This window comes from Paenibacillus borealis (assembly GCF_000758665.1).
Taxonomy (GTDB): domain Bacteria; phylum Bacillota; class Bacilli; order Paenibacillales; family Paenibacillaceae; genus Paenibacillus_AQ; species Paenibacillus_AQ borealis.
In genome coordinates, this window is the sequence record NZ_CP009285.1 from 5,919,511 (window position 1) to 5,936,241 (window position 16,731).

The following is a 16,731-nucleotide window of genomic DNA, read 5'->3' on the forward strand; positions in this document are numbered from 1 at the left end:
CCCTATTAGCCGATGGTATCCACAACATTGCCCTCCTGGTCTTTGATATACGTCTTTCTCACCCGTATCATCAGCTCCTTGGCTGTGGACAGCTTGAACTCACTCTCCTTAGGCTTAAGCTTCGATTCCAGCTCCAGGACAGCCTCTTCACTTAGGCCGATGCGGACGGTCCCGCCGTCTTCCCCGCAGCCGGTCTCTTGTGCCGGTTCCAGCACAACCTGCAGTTTGGGGCTGGTGAGCGTCAGCTTCCTGCCCTTCAGCAGGCGGCCGCGCAGCAGCATGGCTACCGTTGCTGCCTGCTGCGCCCCCATGGCCAGAACGGCCGGCGCTTTGCTGAGCAGACGGTTTCTGCCAGGCTCGAAGTCCAATTGATCCACGTACAGGATGCCTGTCTGGGACCCGTCACGTTCAATCCCCTGCCGCACTGCATCCTCTATTGCCGGAAGCCGCAGCAGCGAATCACGTCCAAGATCAGTAATATATGCAGGTAGTACTCCTTGGCTGGCCTGCAGGAATGCGTTGGTATTCCAAGACATCATGGCTTCCAGTTCATCCGCTGTAATCCCCACCATTTGCAGAAACTCTACCCGCCCATTCGGGGTATCGATCGCCGGAAGCTCCGGATCACCGGTAAAAGCCAGAGCGGTCAGCCGGGTATCCGCCCCCAGACAGATGGGACCGTTCGCATCCAGATAATGCCCTGAAGCAAAAATATTGCCGCTGCTGAACACATATCGAGCCATATTCTGCAGCAGATTCATGGCCCAGGCCGGAGGCTCCTCTTCTCCGTCAGTACGTGCCAGCCGGAAGGTCAGCTCAAATCCGTAGCCGCTGTATTCAGGGTCCTCTGATTCCTTCTCATACAGCTCAGAGAATCCGAAGGTCACAAAATGCCAATGCGGATAGGGCTGTTCAGCTTGATAGGCGCTGATCCCGTTAAGCGGGTCCTTTCCTCCCAGAATGTAGGGCAACAAGGCAGCATAATGCTTCGGCTCCTGTTGTCCATACAATCCCGACATCTGTTCCTCAATGGCATCCCAGCCGGTTGCTTCCACTTCTTCTTCGCTCATTATGTTCCCTCCGGATTCAAAATTATGTAGTCCTGACCCATTCAAGCCCTTAATCTCCCGTTCATTACCCGGAATTACTTGATCATAACCAGCTATAACCAGTGCAAGGTTCAGCTGCCTCCAGGTGATTGCCCTGATTAACCTGCCGCTCTTGTTCATGTTACACTAAATCTACAAGACTTAAGGGGGCTACCAGCAGATGAATGCAGAATCGTTGTTTGAGATTTGTTACCAGAAGCATCCGGGGGCTTCGGAGCCTGAACTGACGCGCTTCACAGAGGAATGGCGGAAGCCTTTGACGCATGAGGAAATCACGGAGATTACCGGACGGCAACGGAATCCCTTTCCGGTTAACGATCCGCTTCATGCCGTATACCGGCCGTTCGATCCTGCACTCTGGACCCTTCCGGACATGCCTCTGCCAGCGGCATATCTGAATTTCCTGCGTTACTCTAACGGCGGAGAATTCGGCACTGCTGAACGGTATGTCCAGTTGTTCGGCACGGACCAGTTACGCTCCATGATGCTGGCCTATGAATTCCCTGAATATATGCCGGGCGGGGTTCCCTTCGCCATGGACGGCAGCGGCCATCACTATATCTGGGATATGCGCACGGCCCGGGATGATGGTGCCTATCCCATCCTCATCGCCCATTCCGGTAATCTCGGTTATGAGGATGCGGCATGGATTGCCGGAAGCTTCCAAGAGCTATGCCGGGGAACCGTCTCGGCAGAAGATGTACTTTATAATTCTTGAAGCAGTGAGGTATAAATCGCATCGCCGAACTTGCCGATTGTTGTACGAATTACAACTTTGATTCCAAGAACTACAGGTGTTCAGGAGGATTGTTGTATGAAATACAACAATTATCCGCTACACTGCTTAATTGGAAGTGAAATGTTGCATTCTGTACAACAATTTTGGATTACGGCCAATTTGAAGAGGGAATTGTTGTATTTTGTACAGGATTTTGATGACTCTTACCAAACTAGAGGCTATCCCAGCTGAACGGCCATCTCATGGCAGCTCCCGGGGCGGCCTTTTTGTCATAGCCAGTCTCATGGCTGCTCCCGGGTTGGCCTCTTTTTCATAACATTTTCTGCTTGTTTCAGCAAAAGTTAATTTTCAGTTTATCATTCTCCGTTACGATCGTAGCAACAAACACGCAAAGGAGTCATTCTTATGTTGAAATTACTGAAGAATCTGGAACCCAAAGAATGGTTCTTATTCGGCATCAGCCTCATGTTCATTATCGCGCAGGTCTGGCTGGACCTGGAGCTGCCTGACTACATGAGTGACATTACCCGGCTGATCCAGACCCCGGGCAGCGAAATGAGTGAGATCCTTACCGCCGGAGCCTGGATGCTGCTCTGTGCCCTGGGCAGTCTGGCGACTTCCATCGTCGTAGCAGGTATCGCTGCCAGAATCGCAGCCGATCTGTCCGCCAGATTACGCGCTAATTTGTTCGACAAGGTACAGTCCTTCTCCATGGAGGAGATCAGCAACTTCTCCACCGCCAGCCTGATTACCCGGTCCACGAATGATATTACGCAGGTGCAAATGCTGATTGTCATCGGCTTACAGCTGCTGGTCAAGGCTCCAATCCTTGCCGTATGGGCGATCCTCAAGATTACGGGTAAAAGCTGGCAGTGGACGCTGGCGACAGGTGCCTCTGTTGCTCTGCTGGTGCTGATTGTCGCCGTCTGCATCACTCTCGTTCTTCCTAAATTCAAGAAACTGCAGCAGTTAACCGACAATCTGAACCGTGTCTCCAGAGAGAATCTGAACGGTCTGCGGGTCATCCGGGCTTACAATGCCGAGAAATATCAGGAAGAGAAATTCGCTTCCGCCAACAACGAGCTAACCAGCACCAATTTGTTTGCCAACAATGTAATGACCACGCTGATGCCGAGTATTTCCCTGATTATGAGCGGACTCAGCCTCTCGATCTATTGGATCGGTGCTGTAATTATTCAAGCGGCCGACGGCACCGCCAAGATGGGCTTGTTCTCGGATATGATCGTCTTCTCATCGTACGCGATGCAGGTGGTTATGGCCTTCATGATGCTGATCATGATCTTCATTCTGCTGCCCCGCGCCCAGGTATCGGCCAAACGTATTAATGAAGTGCTGGAAACCGTGCCTAGCCTGAAGAACGGATCTGTCACTCATTTCCCTGTGAAGCGAGAAGATGAGCTTGAATTCAGAGGGGTCAGCTTCAAATATCCTGACGCAGAGGATTATGTGCTGGAGAATATCAGCTTCACGGCGAAGCAGGGGGAGACGGTTGCTTTTATCGGCTCAACAGGCTGCGGCAAGAGTACACTCGTTAATCTCATTCCCCGTTTCTATGATGCTACAGAAGGCGAAGTGCTCGTGAACGGCATCAATGTCAAAGAATACGACCAGCAGGTGCTGCGTAATAAAATGGGCTATGTCTCCCAGAAGGCGGTGCTGTTCGGCGGAACGGTGGCTTCTAATATTGCTTTTGGCGAGAATGGTGCCGGTCAGGTGCTCAGCTCCGATATTGTCGATGCGGTGTACACCTCCCAATCCTCTGAATTTGTAGAGAAGCTGGAGGGCAACTATGAGGCCCACATCGCCCAAGGCGGCTCCAATCTGTCCGGCGGACAGAAGCAGCGGCTCTCGATTGCCAGAGCGATTGCCCGGCGTCCGGAAATTCTGATCTTCGATGATTCATTCTCGGCGCTTGACTATAAGACGGACCGCAAGCTGCGCAGCGAGCTGAAGAAGGACGCTCATGCGTCCACGATGCTGATCGTTGCCCAGCGCATTGGTACGATTAAAGACGCCGACAAAATCATCGTGCTGGAAGCCGGACAAATCGCCGGTATGGGCACACATGATGAATTGATGCAAACCTGCAGCGTCTATCAGGAAATTGCTTACTCACAGCTGACCAAGGAGGAGCTTGCCTAATGAAAACCAAGACTAAGGGACAGAATACCTGGAGCAAGCTGCTCCGGTACTGCCGTAAATACGTTCCGGTGATCGTCATTGCGCTGATCTGCGCGGCGGCCGGAACTGTGCTCACGCTGCTGGGTCCGGATATGCTCTCCGAAATTACGGACAAAATCACAGCCGGTCTCGCGGGCGGGATCGATATGGACGGCATTGCTGCCATCGGCATCACCCTCGTCGTGATCTACGCCATCAGTGCGGTATTATCGCTCTCGCAGGGCCTGATCATGTCGAATATTACCCAGAAGGTCTCGAAGAAATTAAGAACCGATCTGGCTCATAAAATGAACCGGCTTCCGATCTCCTACTATAATAAATCGGCCACAGGGGATATCCTCTCCCGGGTAACGAATGATGTGGATACCATCGGGCAGGCGATGAATCAGAGTATCGGTACGGTCGTGACCGCCGTAGCCATGTTCATCGGTTCGATCATTATGATGCTGCGGACCAATGTAATTATGACCCTTACCGCGATCGTAGCAACAATCATCGGTTTCGGCCTGATGGCGGTTATTATGAAGAAATCGCAGAAGTATTTTGCCAGCCAGCAGGAGTATTTGGGCAAAATCAACGGTCATGTTGAGGAAGTCTATACCGGACATAATGTTGTAAAAGCCTATAACGGTGAAGCGCAGATGCGCACCACCTTCCAGGAATTGAATCAGGGGCTGAAGAACAGCGCGTTCAAAGCGCAATTCCTCTCCGGACTGATGCCGCCGCTAATGGGCTTTATCGGTAATCTCGGTTTCGTTGCCGTTTGTGTCGTTGGGGCTGTACTGGCCTTGGATGGAACTATTTCCTTCGGGGTTATCGTAGCCTTCATTATGTATGTACGTTACTTCACCCAGCCGTTATCCCAGATCGCCCAGGCCGCGCAGAACCTGCAATCGGCATCAGCCGCCGGCGGACGCGTGTTTGAATTCCTCGAAGAAGCAGAAATGGAAGACGAGAGCCGCAAAGAGAACACACTGGCAACTGCGGTAGGCAAAGTAAAATTTGACCAGGTGAAATTCGCTTATGAGAATTCCGAGAACCTGGTAATCAAGAACTTCTCGACAGAGGTGAAGCCGGGGCAAAAGGTGGCCATCGTCGGCCCGACCGGCGCAGGCAAAACCACGCTGGTCAATCTGCTCATCCGGTTCAACGAGCTGACCGGCGGAGAAATCTACATTGATGACACACCGATCAGCAGCCTGACGAGGGAGAACATCCACGATTTGTTCTGCATGGTGCTGCAGGATACCTGGCTGTTTGAAGGCTCGATCAAGGAGAACCTGATCTACAATCAGCAGAATATCACGGACGAGAAGCTTGAAGAAGCCTGCAAGGCCGTTGGCCTGCACCGCTTCATACAATCTTTAACGGACGGATATGATACCGTCCTGAACGATAAGGTCAACCTGTCCGCCGGCCAGAAGCAGCAGCTGACCATCGCCCGCGCGATGCTGAAGGATGCACCGATGCTCATTCTTGATGAAGCTACAAGCTCCGTGGATACCCGGACTGAGCTGCTGATCCAGCAGGCGATGGACCAGCTGATGGAGGGCAGAACCTCCTTCGTCATCGCCCACCGGTTGTCCACAATCAAGAATGCTGATGTGATTCTCGTCCTGAAGGACGGCGATATCCTGGAAAGCGGCAGCCATACAGAATTGCTCGCGAAGAACGGATTCTACGCCGAGCTGTACAACAGCCAGTTTGAGCAGGCCTCCTAAGCGGGAGCGTGCCCTTCAATTTGGAGCTTGCTTCACATATAAACCGCAAAAGAAACGGCAGGCTCGTAAATGAGCCTGCCGTTGTTTGTATAGCATACGCAGGTCCGTCTGGACTAGTGTATTGGCGATGAATGACTGTTCTTCCGCACGGCAATTACCGCCTGCGCCGCTGCCACCCGGGCATAAGGTACCCGGTAAGGCGAACAGCTCACATAATCAAGGCCCGTCTGCTGGCAGAAAAAGATTGAGCTTTGATCTCCGCCATGCTCTCCGCATAGCCCTGTTTGCAGAAAGGGTTTCTTCTCCCTCCCCCTGGCAACGGCCCACTCCATAAGTTTGCCTACACCCTCCTGATCCAGAATCTGAAAAGGATTACCGGATAGTATATTTTTGTCCAGGTAGCTGTTCAGGAATTTGCCTTCAGCATCATCTCGGCTGTAGCCGAACGTCATCTGAGTTAAATCGTTAGTACCGAAGGAGAAGAAATCCGCATGCTCGGCAATCCTGCCGGCCAGAACAGCGGCCCGCGGCACTTCAATCATAGTACCCACCCCATAGGTAATCGACTTGAACGCTTCTCCAAGCACTTCTGAAGCCACTTTATCCACCAGCATCCGCAGTTCCTTAAGCTCACCCGGGTCTCCTACCAGCGGGATCATAATTTCCGGCCGCACTTCAATTCCTCTCTGTACTGCAAGTTTGGCCGCCCGGAAAACGGCCTCAATCTGCATATCATAGATTTCCGGGAATTGAATGCCAAGCCGGCAGCCACGCAGGCCCAGCATTGGATTTTTCTCCTGCATGCTGCGGATCCTGGCAATCATCCGCTTCAGGCGCTTCTGCTCTTCCGAATCTCCGCCTGCCAGCTGCAATCTCCGCAGCTGTTCTCCGAGCTGCTCCAGATTAGGCAAAAATTCATGAAGCGGCGGGTCCAGCAGCCGGATAGTCATCGGCAATCCATCCATTTCCATGAACATATCCTCGAAGTCGGACTGCTGCATGGGAAGGATACGCTCCAGCAGGCTCAGCCGCTCCTCCCGGCTCTCGGCGAGGATCATGGACTGCACAGCGGGCAGCCGGGCAGCCGAGAAGAACATATGCTCCGTCCGGCACAACCCTATTCCCTCAGCTCCCAGCTCCCTTGAGATACGGGCATCCTGCGGCGTATCTGCATTGGCATAAATCTTCAGCTCCCTGATCTCATCCGCCAGACTTAGCAGCTTCAGCAGCTCAGGGGTCATCTCCGGATCGCTCAGCGGTACATTCCCGGCATATACCCGGCCGGATGTACCATCAATCGAGAGGATGTCTCCTTCTTTCAGAATGTTCTCCCCCAAATAAATGATCCGCTGATCCGCATCTATAGTCAGCTCCTCGCACCCGCAGACACAGGGCTTGCCCATGCCCCTTGCCACAACCGCCGCATGGCTAGTCATTCCTCCCCGGGCGGTAAGCACGCCTTCGGCGGCGAGGATGCCATGAATATCCTCAGGTGATGTCTCGGTGCTGACAAGCATGACCTGATTTCCTTTCCTCTTCCACGCTTCTGCTGTTTCAGCATCCAGCGCAATCATCCCGGATGCTCCGCCGGGCGAAGCCGGAAGTCCGGCAGCCAAGGGCTTCAGTTCCTCCAGCGGAGATATGGAACGGTGCAGCAGCTGATCCAGATGACCGGCATCAATCCGGCTGACAGCTTCTTCCTTAAGGATCATTCCATCCTCGTACAGATCTACGGCAATTTTCACTGCCGCCTGGGCGGTACGTTTGCCGCTGCGGGTCTGAAGCAGGTACAATGTACGATTTTCTATTGTAAATTCGATATCCTGCATATCCCTGTAATGTGCCTCCAGCCCATTAGCCAAAGCGGCAAGATGATCGTAGACCTCCGGCATATTCTCCCGCAGCTCCGTCAGTCTGCGGGGTGTCCGGATACCGGCCACCACATCTTCACCCTGTGCATGAATCAGGTACTCGCCATACAATTCCTTGGCTCCGGTAGACGGGTTGCGCGTAAACAGAACGCCGGTACCGGAATCCTCACCACGGTTTCCAAAGACCATGGCCTGCACATTCACTGCTGTTCCCTGATCATGAGGAATCGAGTATAGTTTGCGGTAAACTTTGGCCCGTGCGTTATTCCAGCTGCGGAACACCGCCTTGACAGCCATATTGAGCTGCTGATCGACATCCTGCGGGAAGTCAATCCCGCTATGCTCCTTAACAAGCAGCTTATACGCACCCGTTAACTGCTTCCATTCCCCAGCGCTTACTTCCCCATCGCTTTCGCGGCCTGAATGAAGCTTCAGGTTCTCTAATTGGCGGCTGAACAAAAAGCCGGGGATGCCCAGAACAATCTGGCCGTACATCGCGATGAGCCGGCAGTAACAGTCATAGGCAAAGCTCTCACTTGCAGTCTGCCGGGCCAGCCCCGCCACGGTTTCATCGTTCAGACCCAGGTTCAGGATGGTGTCCATCATACCCGGCATGGATGTGACCGAACCGGAACGGACGGATACCAGCAGCGGCTGATTGGCGTCACCGAACCGGCAGTCCTTCACTTTTTCCAGGGCTACAATGGCTCCTTTGATCTCAGACTGCAGCTCAGCGGTCAATCGGCCTCCTTGCTTGTAATAGCTTTTGCATGCATCCGTGGTGATCGTAAATCCCGGCGGAATAGGCAGCCCGAGTGCTGTCATCTCAGCCAGATTCCCGCCTTTTCCTCCTAAGAGCTTGACCATAGAGGCGTTTCCTTCTTCAAACAGGTAGACCTGCTTCTCTGTAATTTGTTCAGCCGACATCTTTGTATTTCCTCCTCCATAGCCCTTCTTCATTTTACCGGGATACAATTCTGTCCAGGAATTAGTTAATGCCGATCAGCAGGTTTTTTCTGGCTACACCGCTTTTGAACGCTGCCTGGGCAACAGCCATGCGGATTCTTTCAACCACCCGCGGATCAAAGGCATCGGGAATGATATATTTCTCATGAAGCTCGGACGGATCAATTACCGAGGAGATTGCCTCTGCTGCCGCCAGCTTCATTTCGTCATTGATATCCATGGCCTCACAATCCAGCGCCCCCCTGAAAATCCCGGGGAAGCACAGCACATTGTTAATCTGGTTCGGATAGTCGGAACGGCCTGTTGCCATTACTCTCACATGCGGCGCAGCAATCGCGGGATCGATTTCCGGAGTAGGATTTGCCATGGCGAACACGATCGGATCCTTGGCCATATTCAGCACATCATCCAGTTTCAGTACACCAGGTGCAGACACCCCGATAAAGACATCCGCCCCTTTGATGACATCTGATAAAACGCCGGTTTCGAGACCGGGATTGGTGATTTGGGCAAAATCGCTCCAATGGGTCCGGTTATAGGTCACCCGCCGGTTAATGGCACCTTCCCGGTCCACGCCGATCAGGTTTACGGCTCCTGCACGCAGCAGCATTTTGGAGACGGAGATCCCTGCGGCACCGACGCCATTCACCACGATTTTGACATCCCTGATATTTTTGCCGCATACCTTAAGCGCGTTAAGCAGTCCGGCAAGCACAACGATGGCCGTGCCATGCTGATCATCATGGAATACCGGGATATCCAGCTCCTTTCGAAGTCTCGTTTCGATCTCGAAACAGCGGGGAGAAGAAATATCTTCAAGATTAATGCCTCCGAATGTAGGAGCGAGTGCCTTCACAATCGCGATAATTTCTTCCGTATCTTTCGTGTCAAGGCAGATGGGCACGGCGTCGACATCTGCGAACTGCTTGAACAGTGCCGCTTTGCCTTCCATTACCGGCATGGCCGCTTTAGGACCAATATCCCCGAGTCCCAGCACAGCAGTTCCATCGGATATGACTGCCACGGTATTTTTTTTCGTCGTCAATTCATAGGCCTGGGCCTGATCCTGTGCAATGGCCTGGCAAACCTTCGCCACTCCCGGCGTGTATACTTTAGATAAGTCCTCTTTGGTCCGGATCGGATTTTTCAAGGTTGTTTCAAGCTTGCCGCCTTTGTGCAGCAGCATGATTTCTTCCAATAACTCCACAATATCTCCTCCGCTCAACTGGTTTACCGCTTTTTCAATCCATTTCTGATCTTCAATCTGCTCCACGGAAATTGCGACATCGGCACCGGTCAGGTCCGTGCGCAGCTCCTTCAGCTCCGCACTTATCACCATGCCTTTATAGTTCTCGGCGATGCTCACCAGATTCGCAAGATAATCGCTATTGCTGCGGTACTGGACACGAAGCGTAAACACATGGGAATGCCCGCTGGGCTTATTCATACTAATCGCCTCCTGCATAATGTTTTGCCGTAACTGGTGTGAATCAGCCGCCCCATACGGAGATGAGCAGCGTTGCTGCAACAACCGTAATCGCTCCTCCGATACGCGTAGAGATCTGTGCGAAAGGCATCAGCTCCATCCGTCCGGACGCTGACAGAATTGCCACATCGCCCGTTCCGCCAAGGCCGCCGCGGCAGCCGGTTACTATTGCCGCTTCTACGGGATACATGTTGACCCATTTGCCGGTAAAATAGCCGGTGAGAATCATTGCAACGATGACAGTAGCGCAGACAATAATATAAGGAATGGAGATCAGGGCAGCCACATCCTCCAGCGGAATGTACAGCATGCCAAGGCCCACCATGAGCGGCCAGGTCAACGTGCCGGAGACAAATTTGTAGAGCTGGTAAGCGCCCTGCTCAATTTTGGCCGGCAGCAGCTTCACTACTTTCAGCAGCGCCGCTGCAAAGATCATCAGAATCGGACCCGGAATACCGATAAAGGGAGACAGCAGATGTCCGGTAATAAATAATCCGCAGGCGAACAGCAGCCCGGCGCCCATCAGCAGGAAGTCCGGCTTTTCACCGTCATAGGTGCTTCCGCCCAGCTTCTGTCCATCCTTCGATTTCACCAGTACGCCATTGCCGGTAATCGACGGATTTTTGTCAGCCATCCTCTTAAGCAGTCCCGCACCGATAATCGCGAACACATTGCCGATCACCGCCGCCGGAATCATTTGGGCCACATAGGAACCCGATTCGCCGCCGAGAATCTGCGAGAATGCGATGGACAGCGGAAGGATTCCTTCACCGACTCCGCCGCCTATAATAGGTACGATAATGTAGAACAAGGTCCGGTGCGCACTGTAGCCGAGCAGCATACCGACGCCCAGACCCGCGCCTACCGCAACAACGGTTCCGGCCATCATCGGGATAAAGATGCGGATGAAGCCGCTGATTAATGTGGTGCGGTTCATACCGGTAATGCTTCCGGCCACCAGAATGGAGATATACAGATAGAGAAAGTTCGACGTCTTCATCAGCGTGTTGACCGATTCGATAACCGAAGGGTCAAGCACATTCCAGAACACCATGAACGAGGGAATCATTAACGAGAGGATTGCCGGGCCTCCGATATTTTTTAGAACCGGAAGCTTGAAGCCGAGATCGCTGAGCAGGACACCGAGCACAATAATCACTGCAAAGCCGCCAATCATATCATTTGGCAGTTCACCTAGCACGGATGCCGCAACAATGATGAGTGCAAATACAACATACAGCGGAAGCGGAATGACACCCACCTTTAATTGCAGGATCCGCCGGCCAAAACTTTGTTTGCCTTGTTCCGGTACATGCTGATGTTCAGGTACTGAAAGTGGCGTTTGAATTGCTTTTTGCATTTATCCTTACCTCCTTAACTCTTTTACAAATTCATCATAGCCGCTTTGAAAGCGCTTTTGTTTTTGTGTAAATAATGAAGAGGTTTTGTAAATTATTAAAGTAAGCGCTATCAAAAATATCAAAAAAAAAGCCCGGCCGCGGTTTCGCAGCAGAGCTTACGGTATTGTTAAATGTATTGGGTTATCAGCGTTCTCCCACTGGGTGAGATCCTGTATTTCTGTACCGGCCTGCCGACGCTCCCATAGACCAGATCCATTTCCAGCACACCCATCTCCGTCAGCCCGACCAGATACTTACCGGCAGAAACCCGGGAAATTCCGGATACAGCCGATATGTCCTCCGCAGAAAAAAACTCGCAATTGCAGGCCTCAACCGCTCTCCAGATCGTCTGCAGTGTCTGACGGGTGAATCCCTTGGCCAGCTCCTGTGAAGCAGTCCGCTCCTGCTTGAATCTGGACAGCTTGTCCAGCTCAGACTGGTTCAGCCGCTCCTGGGTGCGGAACAGCCGGTTCTGCTCCTTATATCCGTTCAGGGCGGCGCGGAATCTGGAGAATTCAAACGGCTTAATCAGATAGTCCACAGCTCCGTATTGCAGGGCTTCCTGAATGCTTTCCTTGTCGCTTGCCGCCGAAATAACGATGACATCAATCCTTAAGCCTCTCCGCCGAATCTCGGACAACAGCTCCAGCCCGTTGCTCTCTTTCATGTAAATATCCAGCAGAATCAGGTCATAGACATTCTCTCCCAGCATGTCCAGTACCTCCTGGGCAGAGCTGGCCCAGCCTTCGGCGCGGAATCCTTCAACCTGCTGCAGATAAAATTTATTCATCTCCGAAACCATCGGATCATCTTCAACAATAAGTACTTTTATCATAGCTCGTTATCATCACTCTTCGCAATATAGGGTAACTGCACAGTAAACTCGGTTCCTTCTCCGTCGCGGCTCTTATAGTGAATGGTCCCGCCCAGCTTGGTCACACTCCGGTGTACCAGGTACAATCCGATCCCCCGGTCCTTGCCCTTGGTAGAATAGCCTTGCTCATAGAGGTAATCTCCGTTCTCGGCAGATATACCTGCACCACTGTCGCAAACCGTGAGTGTAAGCAGATTATCCTCGTGCCGGAATCCAATCTCAATCAGCTTGTTGTCTGTACCCTGCACAGCCTCCAGAGCATTATCCAGCAGATTGCCGGCTATTGTGACCAGTTCCCGGGATACATCGTGATCGGCAGACTCGGGCAGCATACCATCGCCTAGAATCACCAATCGTACATCTGCCTCTCTGATCCTGCTGAGCTTGCCCAGCAGAAACCCGACCATAACCGGGTCTTTGACCTGTCTGACTACGGAATCCGCCTCTGTCCGGATGCTCTGCACAATGTCTGTCAAATATTCCTCCAGCCGGTCGTAGCTGCGCATATTGGTCAGACCCATGATCACGTGCAGCTTGTTCATAAATTCATGAGTCTGTGCACGCAGCGCCTCTGCATAGAGAGATATTCCCGAGAGCCGCTCCAGCAGAATACTGATTTCGGTCTTGTCCCGAAAAGTGGCAATGGCTCCTTCAATGGTTCCGTTCACCCTTACCGGAACCACATTCACCAGCAGCGTGATGCCGCTCTGCTCCACTTCCTTATCCTGCAAAGGCTCACCGTTATCCAGCACTTTCTCCATCCGCAGGAGAGGCCAGAACTGATCCACCTGCCTGCTCAGCGGGTCCTGGTTCATGCCGACACTGCCCATCAGCCTTCGTGCTTCAGCATTAACTAAGGTGATACGGGACTCTTTGTCTATTGCCAGAATCCCCTCCTTGGTGGATTGAAGCATGGCACTCCGCTCCTCCAGCAATTTGGCGATTTCCTCCGGCTCCATGCCAAACATCATCCGCTTGATTTTGCGGGCCAACAGCACAGCTCCGGCAATCCCCATAAGTCCGCCAACCAGTATCCCCGAGTAGATGATCCACTGGTTCTGCTGAACGGCTGAACGGACGCTGCCAAGCGAAATTCCTACGGCCACTGCACCGACCTGCTTCCCCTCGGAGACGAATATGGGTGAAAACGCTCTCACGGAATAGCCCAGTGAACCTTGGGCAATGGATATTGTCTCCTTGCCGTGTAACGCATCCGTTTCATCGCCTCCCATGAAATGCTTGCCGATCTGGGTAACATCGGGATGGGAACGGCGAATCCCCTGCATGTCCATAACAACCACAAACTGGACGTTATTAATGGCACTGATTTCTGTTGCGTAATCCTGAATGCTGCCGGAATCCGCCTTGTCCAGCAGACCGTCAATAACAACCGGCGTGCGCGAAACGGTTCGGGCAATGGTGATGGCCTTGTTCTCCAGCGATTCCTGGGCTTGCCGGGAGAATTTCATGCCAAACATCACATATACAATCAGCAGCACGAGGACAACGATCAAGCAGATCATAAGGGTGATGGTTGTCTGAAGGCGTAATCTCATTTTCCCAATTCTCACTGTGCTCCACCTTCAAGAAATTTTTCTCGATTATAACGCAAAAATTCTAAAAGCGCGATAGTTCCTGTTCTAAAAACGCGATAACCGTCCTGTTCCTGCCCCCGCTCTTGGCCAGATACAACGCCTGATCCGCCTTCTCCAGTAATCCCTCCCGGTCAGAGGAATGCGATGGATAATGGGCGATGCCCTGAGAAACCGTAACCTGTGCCGCAACCGGAGCCTTGCTTACTTCTACTGCCCGGCGAATTCGTTCAGCTGCTTTGAAGGCTGCTTCAGGTGTAGTACGGGCTAGGAGAATAACGAATTCTTCCCCGCCATAGCGGTAACAGACATCGTCCGGACGAAGTGAGTCCACGACAACCCGCGCAACATGCTTCAACACTTCATCGCCGCTGTTATGGCCATAAGTGTCGTTTACGAGCTTGAATTTATCTACATCCAGCATAACAAGCGAGAATGGTAAACCCGACGCTATCCATTCACTTATCGTGTGTTCAAGCGATCTGCGGTTCATTAGGCCGGTCAGAACATCCGTCACGGCTTCCTGAGTCAATTGCTCGGTCTGCTCCTGAATATTAGCCAAAGCAAGCAACACACCATTGGTCAGCAGATGGGCTTCCCGGCTCCAATACTGCTTTGCTTCCGGCAATTCTATCTTTTCCTTTCCCATCTTGCTCACCACATTAGCCAGGTAGACAAAAGGACGCGCAAACTTGCGCGCTAAGAGAATGACGCCCAGCAGCATGATGATAAACGGCAACAGGGAATACCAGATTAGGATACGAATGTGGCCGATCAGTTCCTTATGGATCTGACCAACCGGAGAAACGACCACAATTCCCCATCCATTGGACGGGACACTGGAATACCCGGCAAGCAGCTCTGTGCCTCGGGTGTTGCGGACCTGTTGTTCCCCGCTTTCCTTATTCATCAGTCTCTGGACAACCACATTGCTGCTGACACTCTCTCCGATAAGCTGCTTGTCCGGGTGATACACCAGATGCCCGTCGGAATCCACAATATAATAATAAGCGCCGGAATCATCCTCTTGGCCGTTGTCAAAAATATCAGACAGGACATTGTTATCCTGCAGATAGATCGTGCCGCTCAATATTCCCAGGTATGTACCGGTGTTATCAAAGATCGGCTGGCTCAAAAATACGATTAGCCGCTTAGTATTCGCTGTCAGGTAGGGAGAGGATATATACGGCTTTTGGACCGCCAAAGCTTCCAGGCTAATTGCAGAGGTGATGTGCTTACCTGCAGTTCCCACGCTTGCCGGTGCTACATTACGGATCAGTCCATCTGATTCGATCACTGCAATGGAATTGAAGAAATTACTGCTGCTCTGCATCAGATCTAAATATTCATTTACGTCCTCCGGTGCCATTGTATCGATAGCTGACAATTTACCGGCAGTGTATTTCAGGCTGCTCTGCATGGACAGGAATAAGGAATCCATCGTCCTTGACATACGGTCGGCGTTACTATAGTTCAGATGCATCGTCGTCTCCGTCAATGATCGTTTCTTGGACTCATACGAACCTACCAGAAGAATACCTGAAGTTAGCAGAATTACCAGCGTCACCAGCCCCGTTAGCAGCGTTGTGAGACTCAGCTTTTTACTTATATGGAGCGCATTATTTAACATATTAAGCAACCTGCAATCCTCCTTGGTGTCTGAAAACATAGTTACTTAATATTACATTGAATTATATTATTGTTCGGCAATGGATTATTTGCAGGAGGGGTTATGGGCTATACCGGGGAGCAAATACAGAAAAACGGCCCGTTCACAATGGTGAACGGGCTGTTGTCATATCACAAATTCATAAATGCCTGCAGTGTCCGGTCGGCAAGATACGGAAGGTACTCATGGCCGTATTCGTGATATACCAGGAGTTCCTTGTCAGCCGTAATTTTATTGTAAGCAGCAAATTGGGTTGAAGGCGGACAGATTGTATCTGTCAGCCCGGTTACCCATAGCACCTTAGCCTGCACCCGGCCGGCCAGATTCTGAATATCGATATAACCCAGGCGGCCAAAAATTTCTTCCTCGCGCAGATGATGCGGATCGAAGAAGCGGAAATAATAGTTCAGCTCCTCATAGGCAGAGGTTGTAATATTCGTCTCCCAGGCCCGCTTATAGTCGGAGAGGAACGGATATACAGGTACGGCCACCTTAATGCGCGGCTCCAGCGAGGCACAGGCAACAGTAAGCCCGCCGCCCTGCGATAACCCAAAGGCGCCGACCCGCTTGGGGTCAACCTCCGGCATGGCCATCAGGATACGTGCGGTCTGGGCGGTATCGAGAAATACATTGCGGTAGTACAGATGATCCGGGTCCGGATCATCGATCCCGCGGATGATATGCCCCCGGACCGTTGTGCCCTGAACGGTCAGGTTATCCTCGGACAGCCCGCCCTGGCCGCGGCAATCCATGGCGAGTACGCTGATTCCGTGGGCGGCATACCCCACCTTCTCCAGCCAGTCGCCGCTGTCACAGGCGTAGCCGTGGAACATGACCACTCCCGGACCGCCCTTCCCGCCGGATATTGTCTTCGGCCTGACATATTTGCAGTGTATTCTCGCTCCGCCGACCCCGGTGAAATACAGATGGAAGCAATCCGCCAAGGGGCTCGTAAATTCCGCCGGTACCAGCTCATAATCCAGCGGCTGCGCATCCAGCTCACGCAGCGCACGATCCCAGTAGTCCCCGAAATCCGCCGGCTTCGGGCTGCTGCCTCCGTAAGCCTGTAATTGCGGCAGTGATCTTTCGTTCATGGTGACTC

The 16,731-nt window shown here is 52.4% G+C and carries 12 protein-coding genes; 4 read left to right on the forward strand and 8 right to left on the reverse strand.

Features of this window, described 5'->3' with window-relative positions:
• Nucleotides 1-5: 5 nt before the first annotated feature.
• Nucleotides 6-1,070 carry a suppressor of fused domain protein gene (locus tag PBOR_RS25205; protein WP_042216434.1) on the reverse strand — a complete coding sequence of 355 codons (1,065 nt, stop codon included), beginning with the start codon at nt 1,068-1,070 and terminating at the stop codon, nt 6-8.
• A gap of 199 nt (nt 1,071-1,269) precedes the next feature.
• Between PBOR_RS25205 and PBOR_RS25210 the strand changes: the two genes are divergently transcribed.
• The 4 genes from PBOR_RS25210 (at nt 1,270) to PBOR_RS25220 (ending at nt 5,771) form a co-directional block, all read left to right on the forward strand.
• The gene (locus PBOR_RS25210) at nt 1,270-1,827 is read left to right on the forward strand and encodes an SMI1/KNR4 family protein (RefSeq protein WP_042216436.1); all 558 of its coding nucleotides are present in this window, start codon (nt 1,270-1,272) and stop codon (nt 1,825-1,827) included.
• Nucleotides 1,828-1,923: 96 nt separating this feature from the next.
• The gene (locus PBOR_RS37480; protein WP_167549570.1) at nt 1,924-2,079 is read left to right on the forward strand and encodes a hypothetical protein; all 156 of its coding nucleotides are present in this window, start codon (nt 1,924-1,926) and stop codon (nt 2,077-2,079) included.
• 174 nt (nt 2,080-2,253) lie between these two features.
• A complete protein-coding gene (locus tag PBOR_RS25215; protein ID WP_042216438.1) occupies nt 2,254-4,011 on the forward strand; it encodes an ABC transporter ATP-binding protein in 1,758 nt (585 codons plus the stop codon).
• Complete coding sequence (locus PBOR_RS25220) at nt 4,011-5,771, forward strand: ABC transporter ATP-binding protein (RefSeq protein ID WP_042216440.1); 1,761 nt, start codon at nt 4,011-4,013, stop codon at nt 5,769-5,771. Before PBOR_RS25215 ends, PBOR_RS25220 begins: the two co-directional genes overlap by 1 nt.
• A gap of 113 nt (nt 5,772-5,884) precedes the next feature.
• Here the strand turns inward: PBOR_RS25220 and ppdK are convergent, their stop codons facing one another.
• The 7 genes from ppdK to PBOR_RS25255 all read right to left on the reverse strand — a co-directional run bounded on the left by ppdK (nt 5,885) and on the right by PBOR_RS25255 (nt 16,723).
• Nucleotides 5,885-8,569 (reverse strand): pyruvate, phosphate dikinase, encoded by a 2,685-nt coding sequence (gene ppdK, locus PBOR_RS25225; protein WP_174479833.1) that lies wholly within the window; start codon nt 8,567-8,569, stop codon nt 5,885-5,887.
• A 61-nt stretch (nt 8,570-8,630) separates the two neighbouring features.
• Complete coding sequence (locus PBOR_RS25230; RefSeq protein WP_042216442.1) at nt 8,631-10,055, reverse strand: NAD(P)-dependent malic enzyme; 1,425 nt, start codon at nt 10,053-10,055, stop codon at nt 8,631-8,633.
• Nucleotides 10,056-10,098: 43 nt separating this feature from the next.
• Nucleotides 10,099-11,454: a 2-hydroxycarboxylate transporter family protein gene (locus PBOR_RS25235; RefSeq protein ID WP_042216444.1), complete on the reverse strand. Its 1,356-nt coding sequence runs from the start codon at nt 11,452-11,454 to the stop codon at nt 10,099-10,101.
• Between the two features lie 167 nt (nt 11,455-11,621).
• On the reverse strand, nt 11,622-12,329 hold the full coding sequence (locus PBOR_RS25240) for a response regulator (protein WP_042216446.1): 708 nt from the start codon (nt 12,327-12,329) through the stop codon (nt 11,622-11,624).
• Nucleotides 12,326-13,924 carry a DcuS/MalK family sensor histidine kinase gene (gene dcuS, locus PBOR_RS25245; protein ID WP_042219914.1) on the reverse strand — a complete coding sequence of 533 codons (1,599 nt, stop codon included), beginning with the start codon at nt 13,922-13,924 and terminating at the stop codon, nt 12,326-12,328. The genes PBOR_RS25240 and dcuS overlap by 4 nt, the downstream gene beginning before the upstream one ends.
• A 61-nt stretch (nt 13,925-13,985) precedes the next feature.
• Complete coding sequence (locus tag PBOR_RS25250; RefSeq protein ID WP_042219916.1) at nt 13,986-15,590, reverse strand: sensor domain-containing diguanylate cyclase; 1,605 nt, start codon at nt 15,588-15,590, stop codon at nt 13,986-13,988.
• 170 nt (nt 15,591-15,760) lie between these two features.
• A complete protein-coding gene (locus PBOR_RS25255; protein ID WP_042216448.1) occupies nt 15,761-16,723 on the reverse strand; it encodes an acetylxylan esterase in 963 nt (320 codons plus the stop codon).
• Nucleotides 16,724-16,731 lie beyond the last annotated feature (8 nt).